Source organism: Cetobacterium sp. ZWU0022 (assembly GCF_000800875.1).
In the GTDB taxonomy this organism is placed as follows: domain Bacteria; phylum Fusobacteriota; class Fusobacteriia; order Fusobacteriales; family Fusobacteriaceae; genus Cetobacterium_A.
In genome coordinates, this window is sequence record NZ_JRJZ01000014.1 from 31,786 (window position 1) to 44,112 (window position 12,327).

The 12,327-nt window shown below is 30.3% G+C and carries 15 protein-coding genes; all 15 read right to left on the minus strand.

The window, feature by feature from the left end:
• Positions 1-106: 106 nt before the first annotated feature.
• The 15 genes from accB to L988_RS00850 all read right to left on the minus strand — a co-directional run bounded on the left by accB (position 107) and on the right by L988_RS00850 (position 12,265).
• Entirely contained in the window at positions 107-565 is a 459-nt protein-coding gene (gene accB, locus L988_RS00780; RefSeq protein ID WP_047380567.1) for an acetyl-CoA carboxylase biotin carboxyl carrier protein, read from the minus strand.
• Between the two features lie 9 nt (positions 566-574).
• On the minus strand, positions 575-1,015 hold the full coding sequence (locus L988_RS00785) for an ACT domain-containing protein (protein ID WP_047380569.1): 441 nt from the start codon (positions 1,013-1,015) through the stop codon (positions 575-577).
• A 13-nt stretch (positions 1,016-1,028) separates the two neighbouring features.
• Entirely contained in the window at positions 1,029-1,883 is an 855-nt protein-coding gene (gene folD / locus L988_RS00790; protein ID WP_047380571.1) for a bifunctional methylenetetrahydrofolate dehydrogenase/methenyltetrahydrofolate cyclohydrolase FolD, read from the minus strand.
• Positions 1,884-1,885: 2 nt separating this feature from the next.
• The gene (locus tag L988_RS00795) at positions 1,886-2,536 is read right to left on the minus strand and encodes a redox-sensing transcriptional repressor Rex (protein WP_047380572.1); all 651 of its coding nucleotides are present in this window, start codon (positions 2,534-2,536) and stop codon (positions 1,886-1,888) included.
• Positions 2,537-2,562: 26 nt separating this feature from the next.
• Positions 2,563-3,492, minus strand: coding sequence for a methionyl-tRNA formyltransferase (fmt, locus tag L988_RS00800; RefSeq protein WP_047380574.1), 930 nt, complete (start codon positions 3,490-3,492; stop codon positions 2,563-2,565).
• Positions 3,493-3,500: 8 nt separating this feature from the next.
• Entirely contained in the window at positions 3,501-3,932 is a 432-nt protein-coding gene (aroQ, locus tag L988_RS00805; protein ID WP_047380576.1) for a type II 3-dehydroquinate dehydratase, read from the minus strand.
• The gene (gene nrdR / locus L988_RS00810) at positions 3,929-4,390 is read right to left on the minus strand and encodes a transcriptional regulator NrdR (protein ID WP_047380578.1); all 462 of its coding nucleotides are present in this window, start codon (positions 4,388-4,390) and stop codon (positions 3,929-3,931) included. The genes aroQ and nrdR overlap by 4 nt, the downstream gene beginning before the upstream one ends.
• Before the next feature lie 9 nt (positions 4,391-4,399).
• Positions 4,400-4,870, minus strand: coding sequence for a PTS sugar transporter subunit IIA (locus L988_RS00815; RefSeq protein ID WP_047380580.1), 471 nt, complete (start codon positions 4,868-4,870; stop codon positions 4,400-4,402).
• The gene (gene recO / locus L988_RS00820; RefSeq protein WP_047380581.1) at positions 4,864-5,568 is read right to left on the minus strand and encodes a DNA repair protein RecO; all 705 of its coding nucleotides are present in this window, start codon (positions 5,566-5,568) and stop codon (positions 4,864-4,866) included. Before recO ends, L988_RS00815 begins: the two co-directional genes overlap by 7 nt.
• Positions 5,565-6,116 (minus strand): hypothetical protein, encoded by a 552-nt coding sequence (locus L988_RS00825; RefSeq protein ID WP_047380582.1) that lies wholly within the window; start codon positions 6,114-6,116, stop codon positions 5,565-5,567. The genes recO and L988_RS00825 overlap by 4 nt, the downstream gene beginning before the upstream one ends.
• Positions 6,116-6,922 (minus strand): rod shape-determining protein MreC, encoded by an 807-nt coding sequence (gene mreC, locus L988_RS00830; protein ID WP_047380584.1) that lies wholly within the window; start codon positions 6,920-6,922, stop codon positions 6,116-6,118. The genes L988_RS00825 and mreC overlap by 1 nt, the downstream gene beginning before the upstream one ends.
• 2 nt (positions 6,923-6,924) lie before the next feature.
• The gene (locus L988_RS00835; RefSeq protein ID WP_047380585.1) at positions 6,925-8,028 is read right to left on the minus strand and encodes a M20/M25/M40 family metallo-hydrolase; all 1,104 of its coding nucleotides are present in this window, start codon (positions 8,026-8,028) and stop codon (positions 6,925-6,927) included.
• A 143-nt stretch (positions 8,029-8,171) separates the two neighbouring features.
• Positions 8,172-9,926 (minus strand): NADH-dependent [FeFe] hydrogenase, group A6, encoded by a 1,755-nt coding sequence (locus L988_RS00840; RefSeq protein WP_047380586.1) that lies wholly within the window; start codon positions 9,924-9,926, stop codon positions 8,172-8,174.
• Between the two features lie 12 nt (positions 9,927-9,938).
• Positions 9,939-11,726: an NADH-quinone oxidoreductase subunit NuoF gene (locus L988_RS00845; protein WP_047380588.1), complete on the minus strand. Its 1,788-nt coding sequence runs from the start codon at positions 11,724-11,726 to the stop codon at positions 9,939-9,941.
• Between the two features lie 44 nt (positions 11,727-11,770).
• On the minus strand, positions 11,771-12,265 hold the full coding sequence (locus L988_RS00850) for an NAD(P)H-dependent oxidoreductase subunit E (RefSeq protein WP_047380590.1): 495 nt from the start codon (positions 12,263-12,265) through the stop codon (positions 11,771-11,773).
• Between the last annotated feature and the right edge of the window lie 62 nt (positions 12,266-12,327).

The following is a 12,327-nucleotide window of genomic DNA, read 5'->3' on the forward strand; positions in this document are numbered from 1 at the left end:
TTCCTTATTTTTTTAAATTGAATACTTATATATTCTACCATAATTCTCTATAAAAAACAACACGCTGTGCTTTCAAAGAAGAAAAAGGAAAGCTATTCGCTTTCCTCTATTTTACTAAAAATAATACATCTCCTTTTTTAACAGCTTTTCCATTTTCTGATTTTAATGCAACAACTGTTCCTGCTACTGTTGATTTAACTTCATTCATCATTTTCATAGCTTCAACAATACATACAGTATCTCCTACTTCTATTCTATCCCCTATTTTCACAAAATCCTCTGATTCTGGTGAAGGTGCTGAATAATATGTTCCCACCATTGGAGATATTACTTCTATTCCATCCTCTACTATCTCAGAAGTTTCTAATTTTTCTACACTCGAAACTTCATTTGATGTAGAAACTGCTTGCTCAACATATTTTACTGTTGATGCTGCGATCTCTTCTTTCGGTTCCTCTTTTTTCATTGTAAGCTTTGTTCCATTTACTTCTACACTAATTTCAGAAAGGTTGTGCTCCTCTATACTTTTAGCTAATTTTTTTATGCTTTCTAAATCTAACTTCATTACTCCTCCTTAGTTGCTTCCAATAACTCTTAACTCTTTTACTGAATCTAATGAACTTATTTTTTCTAACATCTCTTCAATTTTTCTAAGTAAATTTTCTGTTGTTTGAATCGATATAGTTACTCTACTTATTCCATCAATAGCTATATTTTGTACAATTGTCAAAATATTCATTTGTTCTCCTGCTATAATGTCTAAAACTCTTGCTAAAATTCCTGGTCTATCCTCTAAAGATAAATAAATACTAAATACCTTTTCTTTTCCACCTTCAAAGAATGGTTTTATATAATCTTTATACTTATAATAAGTACTTCTACTTATTCCTACTCTTTTTATAGCCTCATATTTAGAAATTCTTTCTGCTTGAACAATTTCATTTACTTTAATCACGCTTTGTATTGAATTCGGTAATATTCTTTTATCAACAATGTAAAACTCTTTTTTCTCCATTTTAAACTCTCCCCTATATTTTTTTTCCGATTTTAAATGCTTTTAATGTGTTATTAAGTAGCATCGCAATTGTCATTGGTCCTACTCCGCCTGGAACAGGAGTTATATACGATACTTTTTCTTTTACAGATTCAAAATCTACATCTCCACAGATTTTATTATTTTCATCTCTGTTAATTCCAACATCTATTATAATAGCTCCGTCTTTTACCATATCTCCTTTTAAGAAATTGGCTTTTCCTATAGCCACTATTACAACATCTGCATTTTTAGTTTTTTCTGAAAGATTTTTCGTTTTACTGTTACAAACAGTCACTGTTGCCCCTTCATTTATTAAAAGTGCTGTCATTGGCTTTCCTACTATATTACTTCTACCTATAACAACAACATCTTTCCCCTCTAAAGCCAGCTTATACTCCTCAAATAATCTAAGTATTCCTGCTGGTGTACAAGAAATTAAAGCCGTTTCATCTCCTAAAACAACCTTTCCTAAATTTTCAGGTTTAAAGCCATCAACATCCTTTGTTATATCTATCGCTTCAATAACCTTTGGTGTATCTATATGATCTGGTAACGGCAATTGAACCAGTATACCATCTATTGCATCATCTTTATTTAGTTCATCTATTTTGCTTAAAAGCTCATCTTCACTTACATCTGCTGGTAAAATAAAGTTTTTTGACTCTATTCCTACTTCAGCACATTGCTTTATTTTAGAATTAACATAAATTTTAGATGCTAAATTATCTCCAGCTTGAATCACTGCTAAACCTGGAACCTTTCCCATTCTCTCTTTTATCTCAACTATCTCATTTTTTATAGAATCTCTAACTTTTTGAGATACGTATTTACCATCTAAAATTTTCATTACTACTCCACCTTTTCTTTCCAGTAATTTAATTCTTGAAGTTTTCTATTCAAATCTATATGCTCGATTACAACATCTTTTGGAACTTTAATTTCTAAAGATGTCATATTTAAAATTGCTTTTATTCCTGATTGAGTAACTATATCAGTAACTTGCTGAGCAATTGATTTATTCTCTGTTATAATAGCCATATCAATCTTCTTTTCAGAAGCTATTTTAGGAATATCACTCACACTACTTATTTTAATTCCTCTATACTCTTTTCCAATTCTACTCTTAGTTATATCAAAAATACCAACAATATTAAATCTAGGCTTTTCTATTTCTCCCTCTAACAATATAGCATTTCCAAGCTTTCCTGCTCCAACAATTATTACATTATTTTGTTTATTTATTCCCAATATATTTTCAATCATTTCGTAAAGACATTTTACGTTATACCCTTTACCCCTTATTCCTATACATGACTCTATGTCCATTATAAAGTTAGAAAAATCTTTTCTTATTTGTGCTGCTGTTACTCCCAATAAAACTCCCATCTCCTCAGATGATATATAATCCTCTGGTGAAAATTTTTCTAAACATTTTAAATACATAGTTAATCTTTCTATCGTTTTTCTTGAAATCTTTTCTTTTCTTTCTGAAGCTTTCATTATTTTACATCTCCCCCCGATTAATTTTATTTTAGAATTTCACCTATTTTAAATAAATTTCCATTAATACTATCTTTTCCTGAAATATTTTTTTTATTTTCAGGTTTGATATCTGTTAAAATTACGCTTCCGTTTCCTACTTTTACAACAAATCCTCTTCCTTTTATAGAATCTACTATCTCTCCGTTTTCCCCATTGTAAACTCTATTAAATTTTTCTACAGCATAAACTTTTAATACTTTCTCATTATGAGACGTAAATGCTGTTGGGAACGGATTCATTCCTCTTACAAAATTAAAAATCTCTTCCTCTGTTTTATTCCAATCAATTATACAATCTGTTTTTTTATATGGTTTTACAAATGTTGCTGCTGAATGATTTTGAATCTCTCTTTGAGCTGTACCATTCTCAATTTGATCTACAGCTTCATTCAACTTTTCAGCACCAATAGCTTTTAATCTATCATGTAAAGTTAAGAATGTATCCTCCTCATATATTGGAGTAACTCCTTTTAATATTATATCTCCAGCATCAAGTTCTTCTGCTATATCCATAATTGTTACTCCACTCTCTTTTTCTCCAGCTATTATCGCTGCATTTATAGGTGCTGCTCCTCTAAATTTTGGAAGTAAAGATGAATGAACATTTATTATCCCATATTTTGGGAAATCAATTATATTATTTGGAATAATTTTTCCATAAGCTACTACGACTATTAAATCTGGATTTAACTCTTTTATTAATTCAAATGTTTCATCTGTTCTTAACGAGTTTGGTTGATAAACTGGTATCTCGTTTTGTAATCCATACTCTTTAACCGGTGTATATTTTATTTTTTTTCCTCTTGTATTCGGTTTATCCACCTTTGTAAATATTCCTACTATTTCATGCTTTTTTCTTAATGTATCTAATGATGGAACCGCAAATTCCGGTGTTCCCATAAATAAAATTCTCATTTTGCCTCCTATTTTTTTAAACTACTTAAGTATTGAAGAGCCATTTTATACCCTTCAGAACCGAATCCAGTAATTTTTCCTATACATATATCCGATATCACAGATTTATGTCTAAATTCCTCCCTAGAGTAAACATTAGATAAATGAACCTCTATCGTTTTCAGATTAGTTGACAAAATCGCATCCCTTATTCCTATACTGTAATGTGTAAATGCTCCTGGATTTATTATTAAATAATCAATCTTTTCATATGAGTCTTGTATTTTATCTATTATACAACCCTCGTGATTCGATTGATAGAATGTTAATTCCAACCCAAGATTTTTTCCTAATACCTCAATCTCATTATTTATCATATCTAAAGTCTTATTTCCATATATCTCTGGTTCTCTTTTTCCCAAAAAATTCAAATTTGGTCCGTTTATAATTAAGATCTTCATATTTTTTTATCCTTTTTTATATCCTCAACGGTATCAATAAAAGATTTTATATCATCGAATTCTTTATATACAGACGCAAACCTAACATATGCAACTTCATCTAACTCTTTTAATTTTTCTAGTACAAGTTCCCCTAACTCCTGTGTAGTTATTTCATTTTTTAAAGTGTTTTGTATTACCTTTTCCACATCCGCAATAAATTTTTCTAAGTCATCTCTACTTATATTTCTTTTATTAGTTGCTCTTTCTAATCCTCTTAATAGTTTTTCTTTATTAAATTTTTCTCTACTTTTATTCTTTTTTACTACATAAATTGGATTTTCTTCGATTCGTTCATAGGTAGTAAATCTCTTCTCACAACTATTACATCCTCTTCTTCTTTTTATCGAATTATTCTCAGAAAATGCTCTACTATCTATTACTTTTGTGTCTTCGCTATTACAAAATGGACATCTCATACTCTCTCCCTATAAAGCTTCCTCTTTGTCTATACACTCTAATACATCTTTTGCATTTCCACAATTTAAAAGCTTTTCTCTAAAATTTTCATCTCTTATTAATCTTGAAATTCTTGCCAGTACTTTTAAATAAATTTGACTATCTTTAAACGGTGATGCAAATACAAAAAATATTTTTACTTTCTCTTGATCTAAAGATTTAAAATCTACTCCCTCTCTACTTATTCCAAAAGCTATTGTTAAACTCTCCGCTGCATCAGTCTTAGCATGGGGAATTGCTACCCCTTTCCCTATTCCTGTACTTCCCAAATTCTCTCTTTCTAAAAGAGCTTTGTATATAACATCTTTTTTTTCTATTTTATTGGATTTTCCAATTAAAGTAGATAACTCCTTTAGTGCTTCATCTTTACTTTTAGCTTTTAGATCAAGTGATATAAGTTCCTCTGACATATAGTCAGTTATTTTAACTATGTTTAACATGAGTAACCTCCAAATAAATGTTTCTTTAGATTTAGTTTCGTATCTAAATGATAGTTTATATATTTTTCATAAAGAATAATTGCATCAATTAAAGTATTTAAATCTACATTTTCCTCTGAAATTGATACCGCTTTCTCTATATTTGACAACACTTCAAATAACTCTTTCTTTAAAGGAATAACTTTATCGTTTCCAGAGTCTGTTATTACCGATTCAGAAATATTAAAATATTTTTGACCTGATATATCTATTCTATAACCTTCATTTTTTATAATCCAATTCATCATTTTTAGAATCAGTAAAAAATTAGTGTAGTTATTATTTTTTACGATAAAATACAAAGCCTTTTCTAATCTTTGAAAAAACTCTTTTTTTCTCTCTCCTGGCAAGATTATTTCATTTATTATAGAGAGAATATAAGATGAAATTTCTAATTTTTCTATATCCTTTTTTAAATCATAAAAAAATTCTATAGGGTCAATTGTATTCAGTATAAAATTATCACCTTTTTTGTAAAATGTAAAATTTGATAGAGTTAATAAATCTACCGAACTCTGGTCTCTTTTTTTACTTTTTCTAATTCCTTTAACTAAAAGATCAATCTTTCCAAAATTTTCTGAAAAAACTGTTATAATTCTATCACCTTCTCCAAAGTCTACTTTCTTTACTATCAATCCTTTAGTTTTTATAAATTTCATTTTTTTAGTTCCTTTCTTTTAAGGTCACTATTAACTTTTGTATCCTGCAGATATAACTCTGCTACCTTATTACCACTTTCAAATATCTCCATTTTTATTGGTAATAGATATCCATTTATTTTTTTATATTCTTTTACTCTTATCGTATAAGAATCTTTATATTTTATCTCTTTTACTTTTTCTAAATAATAATTTTCACTAAAACTTTTATCATTTTGATCCTTTTTTTTCAAATCTTTAATAATTGATAAAAAATTACTCACATCTTCACTTTTATTTTTAGAAACCTCATTGAATAATGGTATATAGACAAGAGATTCTCCATTTTCATATTGAAAAATCTCTCCTTTATTCACATTAGGAAGTATTACCTCTTTTCTAAGATAATCTGGAGATATATACTCTATACTATACTCTTTTTTTCTTTCATCTCCATTTAAATAAACTGTCTCTTTTACATTTGAATAAATATCTTTTATATCTGAAATTCTATTATTTGATGCAAAAATAGATACTCCTATAACAAAAAACATAAATAATTTCTTCATTATCTATCCACCTCTGTAAGAACTATTATTTCGTTCATATCCGTTATATTAAATGGTAACTTCACTATATACTCTACATTTTTATCATACTTGGGTTTAATTTCTTGAATCTCTCCTATTGATAACCCTTTTGGATAAACATCACTAATTCCTGATGTTGAAACCTTATCTCCTACTTTTAACTGTGCCTCATGGAATGAAACTGGTTCAAAAATTAATTGATCACTTCTATTTCCTTTAACTATTCCAATTGTATCCTCTGCAGCATTTGCACTAACTATTGAATCTTGGAAAGTTATCATTTGTACGATTGAATAATTTTTAAATACTTTCTCTACACGTCCTATCAAAGTTTCTTTAAATAAAACTGGCATATTTTTTTCTATTCCATCTGCTTCTCCGATATTTATCGCAAAACTCTCATACATCTCTCTCGTTTGTTGAAAACTTATCTTTCCAACTTTAAACTTAAATTTAAAGTGTTCCTTCATCTCTAGAAGATCTCTTAATCTTGTATTCTCTTCTAACAATCTTTGATTTTTTTCTTCAACTAGTGATTTCTCAGCTATTGTATGTTTCAACTTACTATTCTCAGAAACTAACTCTTTATAGTTTATAACACTTTCAGTACTTTCTTTAGCTGTTTTTCCTAAAAAGTAGATACGAGATTGAAATGGTAATAAAAATTCTTCAACCTCTGTCATAGTATACATAAAAACATCTTTTGCAAAGAAAACTATAACCATTATGATTATAAGTAAATATATTATATTTAAAACTCCATTTTTCTTCTTTCCTGTTTTCATCTCTATCCTTTTATAATTTCAACTAATATTTTTGACAAATCTACTAGATCTTTTATTTCAATATACTCCTCTAAAGTATGTACTTTTGACATTCCTACTGCTAAGTTTACACTTGGAACTCCTTTACTATTATAAATGTTTGTATCACTTCCACCACCAGAAGAAACTGTTTCGCCTTGTATTCCTATTCTTTCACAAGCATTTTTTACAATCTCTACTACTTCAGCGTTATCCTCTAATACAAACCCTGGGTATTCTACTTTTACTGTATTCTCTATTTTAGCTCCAAACTCTTTACAAACATCTTCGAATATATCAAATGTTTCTTTTAATAATGCCTCTAGCTTTTCATTAGATAAACTTCTAGCTTCATAATCTAACTCTACAGATGGCATAACAATATTTGTTGCTTGACCACCCTTCACTACCCCAATATTTGAAGTCGTTTCTAGATCTATTCTTCCTAGCTTTATTTTTGTGATTGCGTGTGCTGCTACTGTCAATGCATTAATTCCACTTTCAGGTGATATTCCCGCATGAGCTGGTTTTCCTATAATAGTTATGATTCCTCTTGCTGCTGATGGAGCTTTTGTTATTATTTTTCCAGGCTTTCCACTTGAATCCAATATAAATCCAAAATCTACACCGTAGCTTTCAATATCAAAAGCTTTTGATCCTAATAATCCAATCTCTTCTGCCATTGAAAATACTACTACTATTTCAGGATGCTCTAAATTATTATCTTTTATTACTCTTAACATCTCTATTATAGCTGCAATTCCACCTTTATCATCTCCACCTAATATAGATGTTCCATCTGATTTTATAATTCCGTTCTCCACTATTGGAGTTATTTTTTCACAAGGAACTACTGTATCCATGTGTGCACTAAATAAAAATCTCTTCTTTCCTGGAGACTTTAAAACTCCAATTATATTCCCACAGTTTCCACCGTTTATCTCTCCAGCATTATCCTCTTTTACTTCTAATCCTAACTCTTCTAGTAGTTTAATTAGATAGTCTCCCATAGCTCTTTCATTTTTCGAAGGAGATGAGATTTTTACCATATCTAAAAAATTCTCTACCAATCTAGTTTCTTTTATCATTTGTCCTCCCGTAGGTTATCTATTTTTTGATATTCTTCCCTAGATTATATTACATTGTCATTCCTTTGTAAAGAGTTAAAGACAACAAAAAATAACAGTAGTTCGGTACTACTGTTATTTTTTTCTAATATAGTTATTTAATTTTAATTTTTTTTAGCGTAATACTTTGTATGTAGTATTCTATGTGCCTCTGAACTTAATGGATGTTCTAAATATTTTTCATATAGAGACTGAATATATGGATTTTCATGTGATTTTCTAAACATTTTTCCGTTGTCAATATTTTGCAGTCCAGCAGCTCTTTTTATTACCTTTTCAAAATCTCCATGGTGATACGGTTGTCCTCCTCCTCCAACACATCCACCTTTACAAGCCATAATCTCTATTGCATGGAAAAACTCTTCTCCTGATTTAACTTTATTTAAGATCTCTCTCGCCGAAGATAATCCATTTGCTATAGCTATTCTTACAACTGTATCTCCAACTTTTACCTCACTTATTTTTATTCCTTCCATTCCTCTCATAGATTCAAAATTAACCTCTTCTAAAGTTTCATTTGTCATCCACTCATATAAAGTTCTAGTTGCAGCTTCTATAACTCCACCTGTTCTTCCAAATATAACTGCCGCTCCCGTTGAATATCCTAAAGGATTATCGAATTCTGAATCATCTAATTTTTTTAAATCTATATTTGACTGTTTTAATAAGTGAGCCAACTCTCTTGTTGAAATAGAATAATCTACATCTGGAACTCCATCGGTTGAAAACTCCTCTCTTGAAGCTTCATATTTTTTAGCTAAACATGGCATTATCGAAACATTTATTATTTCATCTCTTTTTATTCCTCTTGCTGGCCCCCAAATATTTTTCAATACAGCACCAAACATCTGTTGTGGAGATTTTGCAGATGATGGAATATCTAACATGTCTGGGTAATGATACTCTATAAAATTAACCCATGCAGGGCAGCAAGATGTTAGTATCGGTAACTTTACACCTTTATCTCCATTTAAGTATTTTTCTAATCTCAATTTAAATTCAGCAGCCTCTTCCATTATTGTTAAATCTGCTGCATAGTTAGTATCAAACACATCATCAAATCCCAATTTCTTTAAAGCTGTAACTAATTTTCCAGTTACATCAGTTCCAGGTTCATATCCAAACTCTTCACCTATTGCTACCCTCACAGCTGGAGCTACTTGAACTGTAACTCTTTTTCTTGGGTTAGCAATATCTTTTATTAGTCCCCAAGTGTAATCTTTCTCGTAAAGAGCTCCTACAGGACACACCGCTACACACTGTCCACAGAATGTGCAGTTCGTTTTATCTAAATCTGATTCAAAAGCTGTAGAAACAACCGATTTAAAACCTCTATTCACTGCAGATAATACTTGGCATTGCTGAATATTGTTACACATATTTTCACATCTTCTACACATTATGCATTTATCTAAATCTCTTACGATTGAAGGTGAAACTTCTCTTCTATATTCAAATATTTTCCCTTTAAATCTTATATCTCTAATTCCAAACTCCATTGCTAAAGTTTGCAAATCACACTTCCCGTTTTTAGCACAAATCAAGCAATCTGTAGGATGATTTGATAACATCAACTCTAATACATTTCTTCTTTTTTCCAAAACTTCCATTGTATTTGTATTTATTATCATCCCTGGTGAAATTGGTGTTGCGCAAGATGGCACTAAATTTTTTCTTCCTACTACTTCAACAACACATATTCTACATGATGCACAATCATTTTTAAATCCAATCTCTGGAATATTCATGTAACATAAGCTTGGTATTTTTATTCCAGCACTCTTTGCCGCTTCTAGTATTGTTGTTCCTGCTAAAGCTTCTACCTCTTTACCATCTATTATAACAATAACATTTTTCATAAATTACCTCCACTAAGCTACATCTATTGCATTAAATTTACAAGCACTATGACAAGCTCCACATTTTATACATCTACTTTGATCTATTACATGTCTCTCTTTTACTTTCCCATCGATACAAGCCACCGGACAAACTCTTGCACATGCCGTACATCCAACACATTTATCATTAACAAGATATCTTCTTAAAGCTTGACATTGACCAGCTCTACATTTTCTCTCATGAATATGTTCTAAATACTCATCCATAAATTGATTTAAAGTTGATAATACAGGATTTGGAGATGTTTGTCCTAATCCACATAAAGATGTAGTTTTTATTGTTTGAGAAAGCTCTTTTAATAGCTCTAAATCTTCCTCTCTTCCCTCTCCTTTCGTTATCTTATCCAATATTTCCCACAATCTTGTATTGCCTATTCTACAAGGTGCACATTTTCCACAAGATTCATCTACGGTAAATTCGAGATAGAACTTAGAAACTCCAACCATACAGTCGTCTTCATCCATTACAATCATTCCACCTGAACCCATCATAGAACCTTTTGCTAATAAAGTATCAAAATCTATCGGAGTATCCAAATCCTTTTCTGTTAAGCATCCTCCAGAAGGTCCTCCAGTCTGAACAGCCTTAAATTTTTTATTATTTTTTATTCCTCCACCAATTTCAAATATAACCTCTCTTAAAGTTATACCCATAGGAACTTCAACTAATCCAACATTATTTATTTTTCCTGCTAAAGCAAATACTTTTGTTCCAGGTGAATTCTTTGTTCCAATACTTCTGAACCATTCAACCCCTTTCAAAATAATTTGTGTTATATTGGCTAGTGTTTCAACATTATTAACAATTGTTGGTTTCTCCCAATATCCTGATTCTGCTGGATATGGTGGCTTTGTTGTAGGTTCTCCTCTTTCACCTTCCATAGAGTGAATAAGTGCTGTTTCTTCTCCACAAACAAATGCTCCTGCACCATATTTTATTTCAATATCAAAATCAAAATCTGTTCCAAATATTTTTTCTCCTAATATTTTCTCTTTTCTTGCAGAGTCAATTGCCTTTCTCAACCTATCTATTGCTAATGGATATTCTGCTCTAATATAAACAAGACCTTTTGTTGCACCTATCGAATATCCTGCAATAGCCATTCCTTCTATTATACTATGTGGATCTCCCTCTAAAATAGATCTATCCATGAAAGCTCCTGGATCCCCCTCATCAGCATTACAAACTATATATTTTTGATCTGATATATTTTTAGAAGCAAACTCCCATTTTAATCCAGTAGAGTATCCTCCTCCACCTCTTCCTCTCAAACCTGAATCTTTAATTATCTTTATTACATTTTCTGGAGTCATTGTAGTCAACACTTTTTTCAATGCGGCATATCCATCTGCTGCAATGTATTGCTCTAATGATTCAGGATCAATACTTCCACAGTTCTTTAAAGCAATTCTCAGTTGCTTTTTGTAGAACTCCATATTTTCCCCTTCAAAAACTCTCTCTCCATTTCTAGGATCGATATATAACAATTCAACTATTCTTTTTTCACTAATTATATCCTCAACTATTATTCTTTCTGCATCATCTGGTTTTACTTCAATATAAAATGTATTCTCTGGAATTATCTTAACTATAGGACCCTTTTCACAAAAACCAAAGCATCCTGTTTGAATAACTTCTACTTCCTCTTTTAATCCATGATCTTTTATTGATTTTCTCAAGTTTTCTACAATTTTTGCTCCCTTTGCAGATAAACACCCAGTACCACCACAAACAAGTATTTTCTTTTTCTCTTTCATAGCTAGCCTCCTAAAATACTTTTAATGCAATAATATAATAATGACTATTTTGATTCTTGTTTTCTATATTTTTCCAATATTTTTTTCATATCTTTTACATCTTCTTTTCCATACACATCTTTACCTATCAGAACAACTGGAGCCAAACCGCAGGCACCAACACATCTTAATGCATCTATCGAAAATAAACCATCTTCTGTAGTTTCTCCAACATCTACTCCTAAATAATTTTTAATACTATTTAATACTTTCTCTGCTCCTCTAACATAACAGGCTGTTCCCATACAAACTGAAATAGGATACTTTCCTTTAGGAACCATTGAAAAGAAGTGATAAAAACTTACAACTCCATACACTTTTGCTATAGGTAGATTTAGTTCTTTTGCTATAAACTCCTGAACTTCTTGAGGTAGATAACCAAATATTTCTTGCCCTTTATGAAGTACAGAAATTAAGGCACCATTTTTTTCCTTAATTTCATCTATATACTTCTTTAATTCTTCGTACATCTCTTTTTTTAATTCATTACTGCAAGCCATTTTTACCTCCTGTTTTTTCATTTTATTATCTAAAGAATTCACTCTATTTTATTACTATATTT

Coding starts and splice junctions, on each gene's coding strand:
- L988_RS00835 (WP_047380585.1), bottom strand. CDS start 8,028: ATGATAAAAGAAACTAGATTGGTAGAGAATTTTTTAGATATGGTAAAA.
- aroQ (WP_047380576.1), bottom strand. CDS start 3,932: ATGAAGATCTTAATTATAAACGGACCAAATTTGAATTTTTTGGGAAAA.
- folD (WP_047380571.1), bottom strand. CDS start 1,883: ATGAAAATTTTAGATGGTAAATACGTATCTCAAAAAGTTAGAGATTCT.
- L988_RS00845 (WP_047380588.1), bottom strand. CDS start 11,726: ATGAAAGAGAAAAAGAAAATACTTGTTTGTGGTGGTACTGGGTGTTTA.
- L988_RS00825 (WP_047380582.1), bottom strand. CDS start 6,116: ATGAAGAAATTATTTATGTTTTTTGTTATAGGAGTATCTATTTTTGCA.
- accB (WP_047380567.1), bottom strand. CDS start 565: ATGAAGTTAGATTTAGAAAGCATAAAAAAATTAGCTAAAAGTATAGAG.
- L988_RS00840 (WP_047380586.1), bottom strand. CDS start 9,926: ATGAAAAATGTTATTGTTATAATAGATGGTAAAGAGGTAGAAGCTTTA.
- L988_RS00785 (WP_047380569.1), bottom strand. CDS start 1,015: ATGGAGAAAAAAGAGTTTTACATTGTTGATAAAAGAATATTACCGAAT.
- L988_RS00795 (WP_047380572.1), bottom strand. CDS start 2,536: ATGAAAGCTTCAGAAAGAAAAGAAAAGATTTCAAGAAAAACGATAGAA.
- L988_RS00815 (WP_047380580.1), bottom strand. CDS start 4,870: ATGTTAAACATAGTTAAAATAACTGACTATATGTCAGAGGAACTTATA.
- mreC (WP_047380584.1), bottom strand. CDS start 6,922: ATGAAAACAGGAAAGAAGAAAAATGGAGTTTTAAATATAATATATTTA.
- L988_RS00850 (WP_047380590.1), bottom strand. CDS start 12,265: ATGGCTTGCAGTAATGAATTAAAAAAAGAGATGTACGAAGAATTAAAG.
- fmt (WP_047380574.1), bottom strand. CDS start 3,492: ATGAGAATTTTATTTATGGGAACACCGGAATTTGCGGTTCCATCATTA.
- nrdR (WP_047380578.1), bottom strand. CDS start 4,390: ATGAGATGTCCATTTTGTAATAGCGAAGACACAAAAGTAATAGATAGT.
- recO (WP_047380581.1), bottom strand. CDS start 5,568: ATGAAATTTATAAAAACTAAAGGATTGATAGTAAAGAAAGTAGACTTT.